The sequence below is a fragment of the Stutzerimonas stutzeri genome, assembly GCF_000219605.1.
Lineage (GTDB): Bacteria > Pseudomonadota > Gammaproteobacteria > Pseudomonadales > Pseudomonadaceae > Stutzerimonas > Stutzerimonas stutzeri.
Genome location: NC_015740.1, coordinates 4,269,506 through 4,288,886, shown reverse-complemented (window position 1 = coordinate 4,288,886; position 19,381 = coordinate 4,269,506). Strand labels below are relative to the sequence as shown.

The 19,381-nt window shown below is 67.0% G+C and carries 17 protein-coding genes; 9 read left to right on the top strand and 8 right to left on the bottom strand.

Translation table 11 applies throughout. The annotated features are described in order from the left end of the window. Nucleotides 1-431: 431 nt before the first annotated feature. Entirely contained in the window at nt 432-1,280 is an 849-nt protein-coding gene (locus PSTAB_RS19715; RefSeq protein ID WP_013984362.1) for a poly(ethylene terephthalate) hydrolase family protein, read from the top strand. A 50-nt stretch (nt 1,281-1,330) separates the two neighbouring features. Here PSTAB_RS19715 and PSTAB_RS19710 read toward each other — a convergent pair whose 3' ends face one another. Beyond that, nucleotides 1,331-2,527: a class I SAM-dependent rRNA methyltransferase gene (locus PSTAB_RS19710; protein ID WP_013984361.1), complete on the bottom strand. Its 1,197-nt coding sequence runs from the start codon at nt 2,525-2,527 to the stop codon at nt 1,331-1,333. Nucleotides 2,528-2,627: 100 nt separating this feature from the next. Continuing rightward, entirely contained in the window at nt 2,628-3,167 is a 540-nt protein-coding gene (locus tag PSTAB_RS19705; RefSeq protein WP_013984360.1) for a type 1 glutamine amidotransferase domain-containing protein, read from the bottom strand. 130 nt (nt 3,168-3,297) lie between these two features. Here PSTAB_RS19705 and PSTAB_RS19700 point away from each other — a divergent pair, with 130 nt between their 5' ends. From PSTAB_RS19700 to PSTAB_RS19685, 4 genes are all read left to right on the top strand, one after another. Next, complete coding sequence (locus tag PSTAB_RS19700; RefSeq protein WP_013984359.1) at nt 3,298-4,164, top strand: HDOD domain-containing protein; 867 nt, start codon at nt 3,298-3,300, stop codon at nt 4,162-4,164. A 56-nt stretch (nt 4,165-4,220) separates the two neighbouring features. After that, complete coding sequence (gene mutM / locus PSTAB_RS19695; RefSeq protein ID WP_013984358.1) at nt 4,221-5,033, top strand: bifunctional DNA-formamidopyrimidine glycosylase/DNA-(apurinic or apyrimidinic site) lyase; 813 nt, start codon at nt 4,221-4,223, stop codon at nt 5,031-5,033. Nucleotides 5,034-5,147: 114 nt separating this feature from the next. Next, nucleotides 5,148-5,489 (top strand): hypothetical protein, encoded by a 342-nt coding sequence (locus PSTAB_RS19690; RefSeq protein WP_013984357.1) that lies wholly within the window; start codon nt 5,148-5,150, stop codon nt 5,487-5,489. A gap of 103 nt (nt 5,490-5,592) precedes the next feature. Beyond that, nucleotides 5,593-7,428: a Na/Pi cotransporter family protein gene (locus PSTAB_RS19685; RefSeq protein WP_013984356.1), complete on the top strand. Its 1,836-nt coding sequence runs from the start codon at nt 5,593-5,595 to the stop codon at nt 7,426-7,428. Here PSTAB_RS19685 and ggt read toward each other — a convergent pair. From ggt to PSTAB_RS19655, 6 genes are all read right to left on the bottom strand, one after another. Then, nucleotides 7,412-9,145, bottom strand: a complete 1,734-nt coding sequence (gene ggt, locus PSTAB_RS19680; RefSeq protein WP_041771893.1) for a gamma-glutamyltransferase — start codon at nt 9,143-9,145, stop codon at nt 7,412-7,414. The two genes, PSTAB_RS19685 and ggt, sit on opposite strands and share 17 nt — an antisense overlap. Continuing rightward, nucleotides 9,145-9,396, bottom strand: a complete 252-nt coding sequence (locus PSTAB_RS19675) for a YfhL family 4Fe-4S dicluster ferredoxin (RefSeq protein WP_003303200.1) — start codon at nt 9,394-9,396, stop codon at nt 9,145-9,147. Before PSTAB_RS19675 ends, ggt begins: the two co-directional genes overlap by 1 nt. 107 nt (nt 9,397-9,503) lie before the next feature. Then, a complete protein-coding gene (coaD, locus tag PSTAB_RS19670) occupies nt 9,504-9,986 on the bottom strand; it encodes a pantetheine-phosphate adenylyltransferase (RefSeq protein WP_013984354.1) in 483 nt (160 codons plus the stop codon). 106 nt (nt 9,987-10,092) lie between these two features. Then, on the bottom strand, nt 10,093-11,688 hold the full coding sequence (locus tag PSTAB_RS19665) for a GMC family oxidoreductase (RefSeq protein ID WP_013984353.1): 1,596 nt from the start codon (nt 11,686-11,688) through the stop codon (nt 10,093-10,095). A 14-nt stretch (nt 11,689-11,702) separates the two neighbouring features. Continuing rightward, nucleotides 11,703-12,233, bottom strand: a complete 531-nt coding sequence (locus PSTAB_RS19660; protein ID WP_013984352.1) for a hypothetical protein — start codon at nt 12,231-12,233, stop codon at nt 11,703-11,705. 14 nt (nt 12,234-12,247) lie between these two features. Beyond that, complete coding sequence (locus PSTAB_RS19655; RefSeq protein ID WP_013984351.1) at nt 12,248-13,654, bottom strand: coniferyl aldehyde dehydrogenase; 1,407 nt, start codon at nt 13,652-13,654, stop codon at nt 12,248-12,250. Between the two features lie 126 nt (nt 13,655-13,780). Here PSTAB_RS19655 and PSTAB_RS19650 point away from each other — a divergent pair, with 126 nt between their 5' ends. From PSTAB_RS19650 to PSTAB_RS19635, 4 genes are all read left to right on the top strand, one after another. Next, nucleotides 13,781-14,446 carry a TetR/AcrR family transcriptional regulator gene (locus PSTAB_RS19650; RefSeq protein WP_013984350.1) on the top strand — a complete coding sequence of 222 codons (666 nt, stop codon included), beginning with the start codon at nt 13,781-13,783 and terminating at the stop codon, nt 14,444-14,446. A 137-nt stretch (nt 14,447-14,583) separates the two neighbouring features. Next, on the top strand, nt 14,584-15,966 hold the full coding sequence (locus PSTAB_RS19645) for a TackOD1 domain-containing metal-binding protein (RefSeq protein ID WP_013984349.1): 1,383 nt from the start codon (nt 14,584-14,586) through the stop codon (nt 15,964-15,966). 1 nt (nt 15,967) lies between these two features. Then, nucleotides 15,968-17,296 (top strand): glycosyltransferase family 2 protein, encoded by a 1,329-nt coding sequence (locus PSTAB_RS19640; protein WP_013984348.1) that lies wholly within the window; start codon nt 15,968-15,970, stop codon nt 17,294-17,296. Further along, nucleotides 17,296-19,380: a TolC family protein gene (locus tag PSTAB_RS19635; RefSeq protein WP_013984347.1), complete on the top strand. Its 2,085-nt coding sequence runs from the start codon at nt 17,296-17,298 to the stop codon at nt 19,378-19,380. The genes PSTAB_RS19640 and PSTAB_RS19635 overlap by 1 nt, the downstream gene beginning before the upstream one ends. The last annotated feature ends 1 nt before the right edge of the window (nt 19,381 follow it).

The following is a 19,381-nucleotide window of genomic DNA, read 5'->3' as shown; positions in this document are numbered from 1 at the left end:
CGCGCGTTCGGAAGGGGCCGGGTCGAGGCGGGGTAATCGCTCGTGGGGCCTGGGCTCTGGGTCCGCCGTGTGGTGAATGGCGAGATATCACCGATTCTACGCACGTTCCGGCAGCCGGGCCAGGCGGGACGATTGCCGGTACGCCGGCATGCCGCGAGCTAGCCGCGCGGGGCCGCCTGAGCGGCCGTCCGGGGTGCGCATCCGCCGAAATTCGCCGCTTTGACCGCTGGTCCGGTTCTGCCTGCGTGCGACTGGCGGGTCGATTATCGCTCGCTACAGTCCATTCCCGACCGCTTCGCTGGCTGTCGCGCCTCTGCAGATGCGCGCTGCCCGCGGGTGGTCGGTCGCCGGTAGGTGTCCGTTTCGCGGCGGTAGGGCAGCGTTCGACCGGCGATGAATCCTTATACCAATGACAAGAACGAGGAATGCAGATGCACAAGTTCACACTTGGATGCCTGAGTGCCACGGCGCTGGTCGCCCTGTCCGTTTCCGCCATCGCCGCTCCGCTGCCCGATACGCCCGGCGCGCCGTTCCCGGCGGTTTCGAGCTTCGACAATTCCGGTCCGTACGCGGTCACCAGCCAGAGCGAGGGGCCCAGTTGCCGTGTCTATCGGCCACGCACGCTCGGCCAGGGCGGGGTCCGGCACCCGATCATCCTCTGGGGTAACGGCACCGGTACCGGGCCGACGACCTATTCCGGACTGCTGACCCACTGGGCCAGCCATGGATTCGTCGTCGCCGCGGCGGAAACCTCCAACGCCGGCACCGGACGGGAGATGCTCGCCTGTCTGGATTACCTGGTGCAGGAGAGCAACCGCACCTATGGCACCTATGTCGGCGTGCTCAATACCGGGCGGGTCGGGACCTCGGGGCACTCCCAGGGCGGCGGCGGTTCGATCATGGCCGGCCGGGACGACCGCGTCCGGGCCACCGCGCCGATCCAGCCGTACACCATCGGCCTCGGCCATGACTCGTCCTCGCAGCGCAACCAGCGCGGGCCGATGTTCCTCATGTCCGGCGGGGCGGACACCATCGCCGTGCCCTACCTCAATGCGCAGCCGGTCTACAGCCGGGCCAACGTGCCGATCTTCTGGGGCGAGCGGCGCTATGTCAGCCATTTCGAGCCGGTTGGCAATGGCGGCGAGTATCGCGGCCCGAGCACGGCCTGGTTCCGCTACCAGCTGATGGACGACCAGTCGGCGCGCAGCACCTTCTATGGCCGGCTCTGCCGGCTCTGTACCAGCCTGCTGTGGAGTGTGGAGCGCAAGGGCATCGAGTAAGGCAGGGGAAGCGCAGGGCGGTCCGCCGCCCTGCGCAACCGGATGGCCGATCAGCTGTTGGGCAGGATGCGGCAGGTCAGGCTCTTGATGTAGCGGGTCTCCGGGATCGCCGGATGCACCGGGTGATCCGGACCCTGGGCGCCGCGCTCGAGCAGCTGGATATTGCGATCCAGATGGCGCGCGCTGCCGAGCAGGATGTTCTGCAGGTCGTCCTCGGGCAGGTGCATCGAACAGCTGGCGCTGACCAGGATGCCGTCCTTGTTCAGCAGCCGCATGGCGGTTTCGTTGAGGCGGCGGTAGGCGGCCTCGCCGTTCTTCAGATCCTTCTTGCGCTTGATGAACGCCGGCGGATCGGTGATCACCACGTCGAAGCGCTCTTCGGCGTTCTTCAGTTCCTTCATCGCCTCGAAGGCATCACCTTCGACGCAGGTCATCTTCTCGGCTACACCATTGAGCGCAGCGTTGCGCTCCACGCCATCCAAGGCAAAGGCCGAGGCGTCGACACAGAACACTTCGCTGGCGCCGAAGGCGGCGGCCTGCACGCCCCAGCCACCGATGTAGCTGAACAGGTCGAGCACGCGCTTGCCCTTGACGTAGGGCGCCAGGCGCGCACGGTTCATGCGGTGATCATAGAACCAGCCGGTCTTCTGGCCCTGCAGCACCGGCGCCTCGAACTTCACGCCGTTCTCTTCCAGCGCGACCCACTCCGGTACCACGCCGAAGGCGGTATCGACGTAGCGTTCAAGGCCTTCGGCATCGCGGGCGCTGGAGTCGTTCTTCCACAGCACGCCGCGCGGCTTGAGCACCTGCACCAGCGCTTCCAGCACGGCATCCTTGTTGCGCTCCATAGTGGCCGAAGCCAGCTGCACCACCAGGTGGTCGTGGAAGCGGTCCACCACCAGGCCCGGCAGCAGGTCGGAATCACCGTAGATCAGGCGGTAGCACGGCTGATCGAACAGGCGCTCGCGCAGCGACAGCGCGACCTGGATGCGATGCACCAGCAGCGACTTGTCCAGGCTGTGCTTGAGATCGCGCGACAGCAGCCGTGCGCAGATCAGGTTGTTCGGCGACACCCCGACGATGCCCAGCGGCTTGCCTCCGGCGGCCTCGAGGATGGCCTGGTCGCCAGCGGCGAAGCCGGCCAGGGGCGTGGCCGCGGTGTCGACCTCGTTGCTGTAGACCCACAGGTGGCCCGCGCGCAGGCGGCGATCGGCATTGGCTTTGAGGCGCAGGCTGGGCAGGGTCATCGGCAGGGCTCCGGAAAAAAGACGGGCATTCTAAACGAGCGGCAGGCGGCGCGCGCCGGGTCGGCGGAAAAACGCTCGCCGCGTGCTGCCGCTGTCTCGCTCAGGCGGACAGGGCGTCGATCAGCGCCTGGCTGAATGCCGGGATGTCATCGGGTTTGCGGCTGCTGATGAGCTGGCCGTCCACCACCACCTGCTCGTCGACCCACTCGGCACCGGCGTTCTTCAGGTCGTCGGTGAGCGAGGGCCAGCTGGTCATGCGCTTGCCCTCGACCAGGTCGGCGGAGATCAGCAGCCAGCCGCCATGGCAGATCACCGCGATGGGCTTGTTCGCATCGGCCGCCGCCCGGACCAGCTTCTGCGCGGTTTTGTCGGTGCGGATGGTGTCGGAATTGACCACGCCGCCGGGCAGCAGCACGGCGTCGTAGTCCTCCATGCGTATGCTGTCGAAGGTGTTGTCGACATGGAACTTGGAGGCCGGGGTGGTGTGGTTCCAGCCGGTCACCTCGCCGTTCTTGGCGGAGATGATCTCGGCGGTTGCGCCGGCCTTTTCCAGCGCCTCCTTGGGCCCGGTCAGCTCGACCTGCTCGAAACCGTCGGTCACCAGAATGGCCACGCGTTTGCCGTTGAGGGATTGGGACATGGGCTTACCTCCGTCTGTCTGTCGGTAACACTCGCCGAATGCGAGTCACTTGAAATGGGACCCACATCTCAGCCAAAGTTCGCCCTTTCCTGCCGATAGCACTTTGCCTTACCTGTCCGAGCGTCCCGCCATGGCCGTTGAACTGTCCGCCGATCAAATCCGCCGGGTGCTGCAAGGCATCAGCGTGCCGCCGCAGCCGCAGATCATGGTCGATCTGCAGATGGAGCAGGTCATGCCGGTGCCCGACCTCAAGGCCATCGCCCGGTTGATCAGCCAAGACCCGGGGCTCTCCGGCGCGCTGCTGAAGATCGTCAATTCGCCGTACTTCGGCCTGACCAACCGCATCGCCTCCATCCAGCAGGCGGTCAACCTGCTCGGCTGCGACTCGGTGATCAACCTGATCAACGCCCAGTCGATCAAGGGCGAGATGAGCGACGAGACCATCGTCACCCTCAATCGCTTCTGGGACAGCGCGCAGGACGTGGCCATGGCCTGCCTGACCCTGGCCAAGCGCATCGGCTACCAGGCGCCGGACGAGGCTTACGCGCTGGGGCTGTTCCACAACTGCGGCATTCCGCTGATGCTCAAGCGCTTCCCCGGTTACATAGCGGTGCTGGAGGAAGCCTACGCCAGTACCGGCGAGGGCCAGCGCATCGTCGACATCGAGAACCGCGTGCTCAGCACCAACCACGCGGTGGTCGGTTACTTCACCGCCAAGTCGTGGAACCTGCCGCTGTACCTGTGCGATGCCATCGCCAATCACCACAACGCGTTGTCCTTGTTCTCCGACGACTCCGGGCGTGACGCGCCGATCAAGACGCTGCTGGCGATCCTCAAGATGGCCGAACACATCTGTGCCTGTCATCGCGTGCTGGGCGGTCAGCCCGAGGACCACGAGTGGGACAGCGTCGCGCGCCTGGTGCTCGACTATGTCGGCCTGTCGGATTACGACTTCGTCTGCCTGAAGGAAAGCATTCGCGAACTGGGCGTGGGCTGACGCTCCGGCGCCGGCCTGCTAAGGTCGGCATCCCTTCGCTGTAACCGTATCTCGCCATGCCCGAACTTCCCGAAGTCGAAACCACCCGCCGTGGCATCGAGCCGTATCTGGTCGGCCAGCGCGTCAGCCGCGTGCTGGTGCGTGATCGTCGCCTGCGCTGGCCGATTCCGGAGGATCTCGACGTGCGTCTGTCCGGGCAGCGCATCGAGGCCGTCGAGCGGCGCGCCAAGTACCTGCTGATCCGCGCCGAAAGCGGCACGCTGATCGTCCATCTCGGCATGTCCGGCAGCCTGCGTCTGGTGGATGCGGCATCGCCCGCGGCCAAGCATGAGCACGTCGACATCCTGCTGGAGTCCGGTCAGGCCCTGCGCTACACCGATCCGCGGCGCTTCGGCGCGATGCTCTGGAGCGACGAGCCGCTGGCGCATGTACTGCTGGCCAGCCTCGGGCCCGAGCCGCTGGGCGAGGACTTCGATGGCGACCGGCTGTATCGGCTGTCGCGCGGGCGCAGCATGGCGGTCAAGCCGTTCATCATGGACAACGCTGTGGTGGTGGGCGTCGGCAACATCTATGCGAGCGAGGCGCTGTTCGCCGCCGGGATCGATCCGCGGCGGCCGGCCGGCAGCATCTCGCGGGCGCGCTATCTGAAGCTCGGCGAGGAGATCCGCCGCATCCTGGCCATGGCCATCGAGCGCGGTGGCACCACGCTGCGCGATTTCGTCGGTGGCGATGGCAAGCCCGGTTACTTCCAGCAGGAGCTGTTCGTCTATGGCCGTGGCGGAGAGTTCTGCAGGAACTGCGGTGGCACATTGCGCGAGATTCGCCTCGGTCAGCGCGCCAGTGTCTACTGCGGTCGCTGCCAACGCTGAGGCGGCGCAACTGCGCGCGCGTTGACGGCGTTCACGCCCCGCGGGCCCTGGCCGCTGCTATAGTGGCCGCCACAACTAAAATTGCCGCGTTTCGCACAGCTGAAGGACCACACCATGAATCTGTTCCGCTCCACCGCTGCTGTCTTGGCTCTGACCACTGGCCTGCTGGCAATGCCGGCGCACGCGGAATCGGTCCCGCAGAACGCCAGCGGCGATCCGATGTACACCGTCGAGGCGCCGAAGGCCTACTCCATGATCGGTGACCTGGTCATCGCCCGCCCGCTGCTGATCGGCGCGACCGTGCTGGGCGCCGCCGCTTTCGTCGTCAGCCTGCCGTTCACCGCGCTGGGCGGCAATGTCGGTGAGGCGGGCAAGGCGCTGGTGGTCGAGCCGGGCAAGGCAGCCTTCGTACGCTGCCTGGGCTGCACCACCAGCGGCTACAACGCACAGAATTGACCGGCATCATCCGCACCGCGACTGGCAGGCGCTGAGCCTTCCGATCGCGGTGCCGCTGCAGTAGGCTTCGCCTCCCCAGTTCATCTATCCGCGCGAAGCCATCTTGAAACCTTCCTTCTTCAAGATCCTCCTGCCCCTCGCGGGCGTATTGCTGCTGTCCTGGTCGTTCTGGGCCAGCAGCGGCTGGCTCGAACTCTGCGCGGGGCTGGCGCTGTTCCTGTTCGGCATGCAGTGCCTCGAGGAGGGCCTGCGTCAGCTGGCCGGCAGCACGCTCGAGCAACTGCTCGCCCGCAGTACCGCGACCCCGTTCAAGGGGCTGATGTTCGGCGTCAGCGGCACCATGCTGCTGCAGTCCAGCACGCTGGTATCGCTGCTCACCATCGCCTTCATCAGTACCGGGCTGATCAAGCTCGCCGGCGGTATCGCCATCCTGTTCGGCGCCAACCTGGGGTCCACCACCGGCATCTGGCTGCTGGCGCTGGCCGGCCAGAACGTCAGCCTGAGTCCGCTGGCCTTGCCGCTGCTGGTCTTCGGGGTGCTGGCCAGCTTCAGCGGAGACAAGGGCAAGGCGGCCGGGCGCATCGTGCTCGGTATCGCCTTCATCTTTCTCGGTATCGATCAGATCAAGACCGGCTTTTCCAGCTTCGGTGGCATGGACCTGTCGCAGTATCACGCCGGCGGGTTGACCGGCCAGCTGCTGTTCGTCGGCATCGGCCTGCTCGCCACCGTGGTCCTGCAATCGAGCCACGCAACGCTGATGCTGACCCTGAGCGCGTTGGCCGCCGGTCAGCTGGATCTGACTCAGGCGCTGGCCACCGCCATCGGTGCGAACATCGGCACCAGCGTCACCACCGCCTTTGTCGGCTCGCTGGGCGGTAACCGCAGCGGCCAGCGCCTGGCCCTGGCGCATGTGCTGTTCAACGTCACGACCGCCATCCTGGCGATCGCACTGCTGGTGCCCCTGGCCTGGCTGGTGCAGTGGCTGGTCGCGCCGCTGGGGTTGGGCGAGAACCGGCTGATTCAGCTGGCGCTGTTCCACAGCCTGTTCAACGGCATGGGCGTGCTGCTCTTCTGGCCCTGGCAGACGCAGCTGGCAAACGTCCTGCTGCGCGTGCTGCCGGAGCGGGCCGAGCCGACGGTGCTGATCACCGAGCTGACGCCAACGCCGGCGGATGGCGTGACCCATGCGCGCTATCTCAACGAGCGGGCGCTGGATTCGGCCGATGCCGCGGCCAGCGCGGTGGCTCAGGAGCTGCAGCACCTGGCACGCCTGAGCCTGGAGGTGATCTGTCATGCCCTCTACTTGCCGGTCGAGCAGCTGCGTCAGCAGGGCCGGGTCGACGAAGCGCTGCTGCATGCCCGTCCCGAAGCCCAGGCGCTGGACGCCGAACATCTGTACCGGCGCCATATCAAGGGCGTGTATTCCGATCTGCTGACGTTCATGGGCCGCCTGGAGCTGCCGCTGGACGAGAGCCATCAGGCGTTCTGGGTGAACTGCCAGGTCGCCGCGCTGCAGCTGGTGGATGCGGTCAAGGATGCCAAGCACCTGCAGAAGAACCTTGGCCTGTACCTGCGCCAGGACGATTCCGCCGCGCGCCAGGCCTATGTCGAACTGCGCCGGCAGCTGCTGGAATCGCTACGGGAAATTCGCGCGCTGAATCACTCCGAGCTGCCCGATGAGCTCTGGCGCGAGCGGCTGAACTGGCTGGACGAACGTGCCGCACACTTCGACGCCGAGTTTCGCCGGCGGCTGTTCGAGTCGATCCGCAATCACAAGCTGGACGGCCTGCAGACCAGCTCGCTGATGAACGACCTGGGCTATGCCAGCCGCATCATCCAGAGCCTGCGCAACGCCCTGCTGCTGGGTGAGGGCCACGAGCTGACGCGTCAGCTGCGGCAGCTGGCGGCGGACGACGGCCCGGTCATTGTGCAGCCGTGATCGGCTGGCGCCGTGCGGGTACCTTCAGCGCGCGGCCGATGCCGCGCGGGTCGCTGGCCGCTTCGACCTTGCCGCTCGGCTTGTGCCAGTAGAGCACCTGCTGGTTGCCGTAGTCCCGCTCGATCAGCCTGGGCTGGTGGCCGCGGGCACGTAGCGCGTCCAGATGGGCCGCGCTGAAGGCATCGGCCTCGTACTGCAGCACGTCCGGCAGGTACTGATGGTGGTAGCGTGGCGCCGCCGGCCAGGCCTGCACCGGCTCGCCGTCCAGATAGGACAGGGCCGAGAGCAGCACCATGCTGGGAATGCGACTGCCGCCGGGGGTGCCGAAAGCGGTGAATTCCTCGCGGCTCTCGATGAAGGTCGGGCTCATGCTCGACAACGGCCGCTTGCCCCCGGCGATGGCGTTGGCGCTGCTGCCTTCCAGACCGTAGGCGTTGCTGCCGTCGATGTCGGCGGCGAAATCGTCCATCTCGTCGTTGAGCAGTACCCCGGTGCCGGGCACGGTGAAGGCGGCGCCAAACATCATGTTCAGCGACAGCGTCGCCGCCACCGCATTGCCTTCGGCATCGATCACGGCGAAATGCGTGGTGTGCTCGCCCTCGCGCCAGCGTGGTGCCGGTGGCAGGTCGCTGCTCGGGGTGGCGTGCTCGCGGTCGATGGCGGCGGCCAGCTGGTCCAGGTAGCGCGCGGACAAAAGCCGCTCGATCGGTGCGGCGACGAAATCGGGATCGCCCAGCAGCCCGCGGTCACGGTACGCGCGACGCAATGCCTCGACCACCAGGTGGCTGCGCTGCAGCGGTTCGGCCTCACGCCAGGCGAGGCGTTCGAGGATGCCCAGGCTCTGCGCGAGGATCACCCCGCCGGCCGAGGGCGGCGGCGCACCGATCAGCTCGCGGCCATCGGCCAGGGCGAACCGCAGGGGCTCGCGCTCCACGGTGCGGTAGTCGGCCAGGTCGTCCAGCGACCAGATGCCGCCGGCCGCACGTACGCCCTGGACCAGCTTCTGTGCCAGCTCGCCGCGATAGAAGCCGTCACGGCCGTTGCTGGCGAGTCGCTCCAGGGTTTGCGCCAGTTCCGGCTGGCGCAGCAGATGACCTTCGGCCGGAAGATCGCCCTCGTCGAGAAACAGCCGCGCACTCTCGGGATCGTCACGCAGTGCGGCCAGGCGCCAGCCGGCACGCTGGCGGTACACCGCATCCACGGCGAAGCCATCGCGGGCCAGGGCGATGGCCGGCGCCAGGGTCGCCTCGAGTGGCAGGCGACCACGTTGTTCGGCGAGCTCGACCAGCGCCGCTGGCGTGCCGGGAATCGCCGCCGCCAGCGGGCCGTTCAGCGACAGGTCGCGCTGGAACTGCCCGTCGCGCAGATACATGTCCGGCGTGGCGGCGCGCGGCGCACGCTCGCGGGCGTCGAGAAATACGTGACGGGCCGGTTCGGCGGCCTCGCGCAGCAGAAAGAAGCCACCACCGCCGAGCCCCGAGCCATAGGGCTCGACCACGGCCAGTGCGGCGCTCACCGCGACGGTGGCGTCGAAGGCGTTGCCGCCTGCTTCAAGGATCTGGCGGCCGACTTCGCTGGCCAGGGGGTGGGCAGTGGCGACGGCACCATTGTCGAGCGGGTTGGCCTGGACGCTGCAGGCCAGTAACAGCAGGGCGGCGAACCAGCCGTGGAGCACCCTGAACAGGAGCCTCCGCCGGGTCGGTCGCCGCCAGCGCATCACGCCTTGCCGGTGATGATCAGGTATTTCTGCATCAGTTCGTCCTTGCTCTCGACGTTGTTCTCGTCGAGCGGGATGCAGTCTACCGGGCAGACCTGCTGGCACTGCGGCTCGTCATAGTGGCCGACGCACTCGGTGCAGAGGTTGGGGTCGATGACGTAGATCTCCTCGCCCTGGGAGATGGCGCTGTTCGGGCACTCCGGCTCGCAGACATCGCAGTTGATGCAGTCATCGGTGATTTTCAGGGACATCCAGCGAACTCCTGCCGTGGCTCGAACCACGGCACAGCTAAATTACGACGGCCAATTGTGCCGCATCGACGCTCGGCGTGCACTCGACGCAGGGCCGACGGCGGCCCTCAGTTCTGGCCGAAGCGCGTCTTGAGCGCCTGCATCACGGCCGGATGCACGAACTTCGAAACGTCGCCCTGGAGCGAGGCGATCTCGCGCACCAGGGTCGAGGAAATGTAGGAGTACTTTTCCGACGGCGTGAGGAACAGGCTTTCGACGTCCGGGGCCAGCTGCCGGTTCATGTTGGCCAGCTGGAATTCGTATTCGAAGTCGGACACCGCGCGCAGGCCGCGCAGCAGGATGTTGGCCTGCTGTTCCTTGACGAAGTGGGCAAGCAGGGTCGAGAAGCCGATGACCTTCACGTTCGGCAGGTGCTTGGTCACTTCACGGGCCAGCTCCACGCGTTGCTCCAGCGGGAACAGCGGGTTCTTCTTCGGGTTGGCCGCCACGGCGATGATGACCTCATCGAACAGCCGCGAGGCACGTTCCACCAGATCGGCGTGGCCCATGGTGATGGGATCGAAGGTTCCCGGATACAACACTCGATTCATCGCGGCGTCCTGACGCATGCGTGGGGGTGTGGATGGTAGCGGCTCGGTATCGGCAGCGTAAAGTCTGAATGGCCATGCGGCGATCTGCCGCGAATGCGAGGCAATCTCAGGACTTGTGCAGGCGATCACCCAACTGCGTTGCCAGCTTCGCGCACAGGGCGTAGATCGACAGCTGCGGGTTGGCGCCGACGCTGGTGGGAAACAGCGACCCGTCGTGAATGGACAGATTGCGCAGCTGATGGTGCCGGCCGAGGCTGTCGGTCACCGCCTGGCGCGGGTCTTCGCCCATGGCGCAACCGCCCATGACGTGGGCGCTGCCGAGGCGGGTGCGGTACGGCGCCAGGTCGAGGCGCTCGATCAGTTCGCGTGCCGCACGGGCCGTCTTCACGTAACGGGCATCGGCATGCAGCGGCAGCACCGCGCGGGCACCGGCGGCGAACTGGATCTCGGCCATGGTGAGAAAGGCGCGGCGGATGCCGTCCCAGGCGTAGGCGGTCATGCGGTAGTCGAGTACAGGGCTGCCATCGTCGCGCAGCTCGACGCTGCCCTCGGCACTGTCCGGATGAAAGCCGTCGCGCTGCAGGGCGATCATGGCGTGGGTATGCGGCAGCGCGGCCATGCGCTGCGCGTTCTCCGAGCCGAAATCGCCGAGCAGGGTGGACGCGAGCGCGGGATGGATGGGCGGCACTTCGAGCTTGTAGCCCGCCGGCCCGGCAGCCCCGTCGCGCCACTGGAAGTGATCCGAATAGATCGATTGCGGTGCGCCGCTGAAGGCGTCGATGCGCTCATCGAATTGCGCCGCGCAGAAGTTGGTCAGGTGCAGGAAGGTGCGCTTGCCGACGCGTTGGTGTGGGTCGGGCGCCTCCGAGCGCAGCAGCAACCCCGGCGTGTTGATGCCGCCGCCGGCGAGGATGTAGTGCCGGGCGATGACCCGGATGCGCCGGCCGGTGGGCGCCACGCAGCGCTCGTCCATGCCCAGGCAGTCGAGCCCGATCACCTGCTCGCCACGCACCTGCAGGCGCTCGGCCCGTGCGAGATAGAGCAGCACGCCGCCCTTGTCCAGCAGCGCCGGAATGCTGGTGACCAGCATCGACTGCTTGGCATTGGTCGGGCAGCCCATGCCGCAGTAGCCCAGGTTCCAGCAGCCGCGCACGTTGCGCGGGATCACCGCCCAGCGATAGTCGAGCCGTTCGCAGCCGCGCCTGAGCACCTGGTTGTTGGCGTTCGGCGGCACTGCCCAGGGTGCCACGCCCAGGCGCTGCTCCATGCGTTCGAACCAGGGTTGCAGCGCTTCGGCCGAAAGCCCGCTGACGCCGTGCTCGCGGGCCCAGTGCTGCAGGGTCTGTGCTGGGGTGCGGAAACTCGAGGTCCAGTTCACCAGCGTGGTACCGCCCACCGCACGGCCTTGCAGGATCGTGATGGCGCCGTCCTTGCTGGTGCGGCCGATGGCTTCCTGATAGAGCGAGCGGTAGGCCCGGGCTTCCTGCATGTCGAAGTCGCGGCTGGTGCGCAGCGGGCCTTCCTCGATCAGCAGCACCTTGAAACCGGCGGCGCTGAGGATTTCCGCGCTGGTGGCGCCGCCCGCGCCGCTGCCGACGATGGCGATATCGGCTTCCAGCGTCAGGTCCTGCTGCAGGCGCGAGCCGTCATGGGTGGTCCAGCCACGGGCGAGGCCTTCGGCGAAGAGATCGGGAACGGGCACGGCGGCCTCCTTGGTCAGGCGGCCGGTGGCCCGGGATAGCCGCAGTGCGCCCAGGAAGCGGGGCAGGCGTACCAGGCCATGAGGATCATCTGCAGCAGCGAGGCGTGCCCCTGGCGCAGCAACGCGAGCGAGCTGTTCTGCCAGCGCAGAAGGAACGTGCGCAGCTGGTCGTCCGAGGCCTGGCTCCAGTCGCCCCAGATGCCGGTGAGCGGGCCGCGGGTCAGCGGCTGACCGAGCACGTCGAACAGCTGGCGCACCTGGGCCGCCAGGACGGGCGAGAGGTGGTCCAGGCCCTGATCGAGGCTGCTCAGCGTGGCCTGCACGGCCTGCGGCATGTGCTCGGCAGCTACCGCGCCGTCCAGCAGCAGCGGGACCAGCCGGTGCAGCAGCGGCAGGTCGGCCTCACGCAGCACGGCGAAGCCGCTGGCGGGGCCGGCGGCGGTCGCCCCGGCGCAGCGGCCGAGCAGCCCGCCAGCGGCCAGGATGGCGCCGCCGAGCAGCCCGACCTTGAGCAGGGTGCGGCGGTTCATGGCGAGGTCGTGCATGGGTTCGTCGCGCTTCAGCGGATGAACAGAGCGTAGATCAGCTTCTGCCACCACTTGCCGTAGGGCGGATAGATCAGCCGTGCGGCGTTGAAGCGCTGCTTGGCGAATACCGCCCTGGCCTTGCTGAAGGTCAGGAAGCCTTCGTGCCCGTGGTAATGGCCCATGCCGGAAGGGCCGATGCCGCCAAAGGGCAGATCGTCCTGGGCGACGTGCAGCAGGGTGTCGTTCAGGCAGACCCCGCCCGAATGCGTCGAGTCCAGAACCCGCTGCTGTTCGGGCCGGTCGTAGCCGAAGTAGTAAAGCGCCAGCGGCCGCGGCCGGGCATTGACGTAGGCCAGCGCCTCGTCCAGCTCGTCGTAGGGAATGATCGGTAGCAGCGGGCCGAAGATCTCCTCGTGCATCACCCGCATGTGCTCGTTGACCTCGAGCAGCAGGCAGTGCGGCATGCGCCGCTGCTGCGCCTCGGTGAACAGCGGCACGACCTCGGCGCCCTTAGCGCGGGCATCGTCGAGGTAGTCCTGCAATCGTGCCAGCTGACGCGCATTGATGATTGCGGTGTAGTCGGGGTTGTCCGCAAGGCTCGGATACAGACGCTGTACCGCTTCACGATAGGCGTCGACGAAGCCCTTGAGGCGGGCTCGCGGTACCAGCACATAGTCCGGCGCGACGCAGGTCTGCCCGGCATTGAGCGTCTTGCCGAAGGCGATGCGTTCGGCGGCGTCGGCCAGCGGCACCGTGGCCGAAACGATGGCCGGCGATTTGCCGCCCAGCTCAAGCGTCACCGGGGTGAGATTGTCCGCGGCGGCGTGCATCACGTCGCGACCGATGTGCGTCGCGCCGGTGAACAGCAGATGATCGAACGGCAGCCGAGCGAAGGCCTTGCCGACCTCGACATCGCCGAGCACCACCGCCACCTGATCCTCCGGGAAGACCTGCGCCAGCAGCCGCTGCAGCAGCGCGCCGGTGGCCGGGGTCGATTCGCTCATCTTCAGCATCACCCGGTTACCGGCGGCCAAGGCGCCGACCAGCGGGCCGATGGCCAGATACAGCGGGTAGTTCCACGGCACGATGATGCCGACCACGCCCAGCGGCTGATAGATCACCCGCGCGCTGGCCGGCTGGAAGGCGAGCCCGACGCGGCGTCGCGACGGTTTCATCCAGCCGCGCAGGTGGCGACGGGCGTAACGGATGCCATGCAGGCTCGGCATGATCTCGGCCAGCAGCGTCTCGTCGGCCGAGCGGTTGCCGAAGTCGGCCGAGATCGCCTCGACCAGTGCCTGCTGGTTGCCCGCCAGCACGTCGCGCAGCGCGTTCAGCCATTGCCGCCGCGTCTGCGCGCAGGGCAGCGGCGCGGCCGCGCAGGCACTGCGCTGCGCGGCGAGGATCTGCTGCAGGTACGCAGCGGGCGTTTCGACAGGCATGGCGGCTCCTGAGGGCGGCGAGAGAGTGTTTTCTAGAGTAATTGCTCTAAAGTGTCAACGCGACTCGCCTGCGCCGGTGCGGGGCTGTACCGTTGCACCCTCGCAGACCCCACGAGACCGACGCCCATGGCGCCCCGAGCAAAGACCCGCGACCGCATCCTCGATGCCAGCCTCGAGCTGTTCAATGCCCAGGGCGAGCGCGGCGTCAGCACTAATCACATCGCGGCGCATCTGGGCATATCGCCGGGCAACCTGTACTACTACTTCGCCAACAAGCAGGCGATCGTCGCCGAGCTGTTCAGGCGTTACGAGGCTCGCATCGACGAGTTCCTGCGCCCGCCGCAACGGGCGTTGACGGTGGCGGACAAGGCCGTCTATCTGGAGGCGCTGCTGGCAGCGATGTGGGACTTCCGTTTCTTGCATCGCGACCTGGAAGCGCTACTCGCCGCCGACGAAGCGCTGGCACAGCGCTACCGCGCCTTTGCGGCGCGTTGCCTGGACAACGCGCGGGCGATCTATCAGGGATTCGTCGACGCCGGCATCCTGCGCATGGGCCCCGCCGAGGTCGACGCGCTGGCACTCAATGCCTGGATCATTCTCACTTCCTGGGTACGCTTCCTCGGTACCGTCGGCGAGCCCTCGGTGCAGCTCGGGCCGGGGCAGTTGCGTCGCGGTATCTATCAGCTGCTGGCGCTGGAGGTCGGCTTCGTATCGCCGGCTGCTTCGGCGGAAGTCTGCGCGTTGCTGCGCCAGTACCTGTCGGATGGTTGTCAGGGTATTTCGTCGGATTAATGGCGTTCGCGCTGCGCCTGATCAATATTCAAGCGTCGAGGCGACGAATAGCTGGCGAATAACCCTGAAAGAACTCGTATAATGATGGCAATCAAGTATCACATAGCCATTATCCGGTTTTCCTTCCCATGTCCCCCATGCCACGCGTCGCTGTCCTTGGTGCGTCTTCTTCCCCTGTTGTCGGTATCGAATACGAGCGGCACCCCGAGTGGTCCGCGCTCGCGGCGCTGCCGGCGTATGACATCGTTCTGCTCGATCTGCCGGCGGTGCGCGCCGGCGAAGCCTTGCGCAGCCTGCGTATGGACAAGCGTTATCGCTTCAGCCTGATCTATTGCTGCCAGGAGCAGGACGCGTCCTGCAAGGCGCTGAGCGACGGCGCGCCGCCGGCTGATCTGAGCGCCCTGGTGCCGCTCTGGCGGCTCTGGCAGGAGCGCTTCGCGCTGTTCAACCGTGGGGTGGCGCCGGAGCGTTTCGAGTCGCGCGTGCTCGCCTGGCTGTGGTTGCGCCCGCACGGCGCCATCCATGCGGTGCGCGATGCCGGCGTGGCGCAGCACTATCACTATCCGCTGCTGGAGGCGCTGGAGGACGACGAGTCGCCGAACGCCTTCGCCTGGCTACAGCTGATGACCCAGCAGGGCTGGCTGGAAGAGGGCGAGCTGGTCGATCGGGTGCGCCTGTGCGTCGGTTGTGGCTCCGGCCGGTTGAACTACGTGGATGTCTGCCCCGAGTGCCAGACGCTGGAAATCGCCCGTCAGCCGTCGCTGCACTGCTTCACCTGCGGCCACGTCGGCGCCCAGGAGCACTTCCTCAAGGATGGCCTGCTGCTCTGCCCGAACTGTTTCTCGCGCCTGCGTCACATCGGCAGCGATTACGACCGGCCGCTGGAGAACTATCGCTGCCGCAGCTGCCAGGCGTTCTTCGTCGATGCCGAAGTCGAGGCGCGCTGCCTGGACTGTGGCCAGGCCCATGCGCCGGACAAGCTGCGCGTGCGCGAGGTGCGTCACTTCCGCCTCGCCGAGGCCGGGCGATTGCGTTGTCGGCAGGGTTACTCGAGCAGCGTCGCCGAGACCGATCAGTTCGGCACGCTCAACCTGCTCAACCAGAAGTCCTTCCACGAGTTGCTCAACTGGCAGCTGCAGCTGGTGCGGCGCTACAAGCAGCCGGCGTTCTCCCTGCTTGGTTTGCGGTTCGTCAACCTGGCGGCGACCATCAGCGCACTCGGCGAGCTGCGCGGCCATGCGTTGGTGGACAGCCTGGTCGAACGCTTGCAGGAAGCCGTGCGCGACACCGATCGCTGCAGCCGGGTCAGCGAAGAGATTCTCTGGATCATGATGCCGCACACCGATGCGGCCGGCCTGGCAGTGGTGCGTAAACGCCTGCAGGAAGGTGCCGAGCGTCTGGCCAGCGAGCAGATCGGCCAGCTGCAGCTGCGTCAGATCGGCTTCACCGCACCGGCCGACCTGCTCGAACAGGAAGATGCCGCGTTGCTGCTGGCGCGCCTGAACGGGGAGCTGGGCTGAGATGGAGGGTTTCTGGCTGCAGTGGCTGGGGATTCTCGGCGAAATCGACAAGCCCGACGGGCTGGGCTATCTGCTGGTGATGCTGTTTCCGGCGTTTCTGCTGCTGGAGGTGCCGCTCAGCCTGGTGATCCTGCTCGGCGTGCTGCGCTGGTTCGTGCGCAAACCCTTCGAGCTGCCGGAAGGCAACAGCTACCAGCCGCGCGTGTCCTGCGTGATCACCTGCTACAGCGAAGGGCGCGATGTGCAGACCACGCTGCTCAGCCTGTGCGAGCAGACTTATCGCGGCGAGATCGAGATGATTCCGGTGGTCGACGGCGCGACGGCCAATCACGCGACGATGCAGGCCGTGCGGGATTTTCGCCTCGATGCGCAGCTGTATCCGCGGCGCTTTCTGCGGCCGATCGCCAAGTGGCAGCGCGGTGGCCGGGTTTCGTCGCTGAATGCAGGGCTGGAATACAGCACCGGCGAGATCGTCATGGCGCTGGATGGCGACACCTCGTTCGACAACGACATGGTGGTCAACGTGGTGCGCCATTTCCAGGATCCGGACGTGCCGGCGGTGGCCGGCAGCCTGCGGGTGCGCAATGCCCGTGCCTCGCTGACCACGGCGATGCAGGCGCTGGAATACCTGCTGTCGATCCAGCTGGCCAAGATCGGCCTCAGCGAGTGGAACGTGGTGAATAACGTATCCGGCGCGTTCGGCGCATTTCGTCGCAGCTTTCTGCAGAAAATCGGTGGCTGGGACACCCATACCGCCGAAGATCTGGATATCACCCTGCGCATCAAGAACTACTTCGGCCGCCGGCCGCTGCGCATTCCGTTCGAGCCGTGCGCCATCGGCCATACCGACGCGCCGGTGACGTTCCGCCAGTTCCTCATGCAGCGCCTGCGCTGGGATGGCGATCTGTTCTTCCTCTATGTGCGCAAGCATCGCCACAGCTTCACGCCGCGCCTGCTCGGCTGGCCGAACTTTCTGGTGGTGCTGGTCAGCGGGTTCTTCTTCCAGCTGGTGCTGCCGTTCATCATCCTCGGCTACTTCATCGTCGGACTGTACTCGCTGGCGCTGTCGACCTTTCTCGTGCTCGCCTGGCTGGTCTATCTGGTGTACCTGGCCAACACCCTGTTGGCCTACGTGGTGGCGGTGAGCATGGTGTCCGAACGGCCGCGGCAGGACCTGTGGCTGTGCTGGGTGGTGCCGCTGTTTCCGCTGTTCATGTTCGTCATGCGCTGCTGGAGCGCGGTGGCGATCCTCAACGAAATGATCCGGCGTGGCCATGAGGAAACCTCGATGGCGCCCTGGTGGGTGCTGCGCAAGGCGAAGAGGTTCTGATGCTGCGAGCGTTCTTTGTGCTCGGTCTGCTGTGGCTGGGCTCGCCCTGTCTGGCCGATGTGCTACCGCTGCCGACGTTGCTGGATCGCGTCGATAGCGCGCCGGCCCTGCGCGCGGCAGAGGCCGAACGCGTGGCCCTCGAGGCGCTGCAGCGGCAGCGCGAAGCCGAGGCCGGTTGGCAGTGGTTCGCTTCGGCAGGGACGGGGCGCTATCGGGAGCTGGTGACCGAAGAGGTGCGCGACGACTACTACGGTCGCGATCTGGCGCTTGGTTTGCGCCATCCGCTGCTGGGCAGCCTGAAACGCCAGCTGGATGCGGTACGCAGCGTGGAAGACCAGCGTCAGCAACAGCAGGCCCGTCTGCAGCTGGCCCGTGTCGAGCAACGGCTGGCGCTGCGCAGCGCCTATGCCGACTGGTGGCGAGCGCAGGAGGAGCTGCGCTGGTGCGACGGGATCGCCGAGCCTGCGCGACGCGCGCGCGAGCAGCTGGCGGTGCGTCTGCGCGAGGGCTGGCTGCTGGCTTCCGAGGCGCGCCTGCAGGATGGCCGCTGGCAGGCGTTGCAGCGTCGTTGTGCGGCGGTTGAGCCGGTGCTGGAAGAAACTCGCTACAGCCTGCAGTCACTCAGTGGGCAGCCCATCGAGCCGCAAAGCCAGGCCCAGACCGAAGCACTGGCGGCAAGCGCGCAGCCTCTGAGCGCCTGGTTGCAGCAGCTCGAGGTGCATCCACGTCTGCAGGAGCGGCGCGGCCAGGTGAGTCAGGCGGAGCGGAATCGGCAAAGCCCTTGGTATGCCGGGGTCGACTCGAATTTCAGCGTGGCGCAGAGCTACGAAGACCGTAACGGTGGCAGCAAGCCAGGCAATGGCCTAGTGGCGAGCATCAGCCTGTCGGCTCCGTTCGATCCGCTGTCCTACGGTCAGGCGCGGGGCAACGAGGGTGAGGCGCGTCATCAGGTGGCACTGGCGCAGCTCGAAGCCGAGCGTGAACAGTTGCTACAGGGACTCGGGCAGGCGCTGCGTGCCCAGCGCCTGGCCGCGGATGAACTGCTGCAGGCGCGCGAGCAACTGGAAGTGGCGGCGTTAGCTGTGCGCGAGCAGCGCCTGCGCCGCGACGGCGATGTCGAGCAAGCCTACCTCGGCAGCCTGGCCGCCGAGCTGGAGCATGGCTACGCCGGTTTGCGCCTGATTGCCGCCTGGCACGGGTTGTGGCTGCGGGAAGCAGCGTTGCGCTTGTTCATTGATGAGGACGGAGGACGTTCGTCGTTGCTGGGGCCAGCGGAGAACGACTGGCAGGCGCTGCAGCCGGACCGGGATAAGCGCGTGGCGACTGACTCAGCAAGCTGGCGCCAGGGTGTGTATGTCTGGAACAGCCGCGCACTGTTCGACGAGCGCCAGCGCGCCGAGGTGCTGGCGCAACTGCGAGCGGCCGGCATGCAGCGTCTCTACCTCGGCCTCGACGCTGCCCAAGTGGCTGAGCCGGAGCGCTTGCGCGGCCAGTTGCGCGTGTTGCTCAGTGCCGCGCGCGAACAGGGATTCGAGGTGCTGCTGCTGCTCGGCGATCCGCACTGGCTACAACCCGAGGGGCGTCAGGGGTTGCTCGATCTGCTCGGTGAGCTGACGACGCTGCCGTTCGCCGGTCTGCATCTGGATCTGGAAGTCGAGCAGCTCGGCTGGCCGGTCCCCGAGGCGCGGCTGCGCGACTGGATGGATACGCTGACGGCGGCCGCGAGCGTCAGTCCCTGGCCGCTTGAGCTGTCCAGCCATCACCGCTGGTTCGCCGCACCGCGCGCCGGCGAATACTGCGTGCCCTGTCGGTTGCAGCAGCGTGGCGTGCATCGGGTCAGCCTGATGATTTATACCCGCAACCCTGAACGCAGCGGGGGGCTGGCGACGGAGATCGCGCGGCGCTGGCCGGGCTTGTCGTTCCGGCTGGCACAGAGCGTGGAGCCGCAGCTGGCGCCGGATGAGAGCTGGAGTGGCGCATCCCGCGCGCAATTGCAGGCACAGACCGAACGCTGGCGTCAGCGTCTGCAGACGCAGGCCATCACCGGCATCGACTGGCAGGACTGGTCTCACTATCCCCATTGAG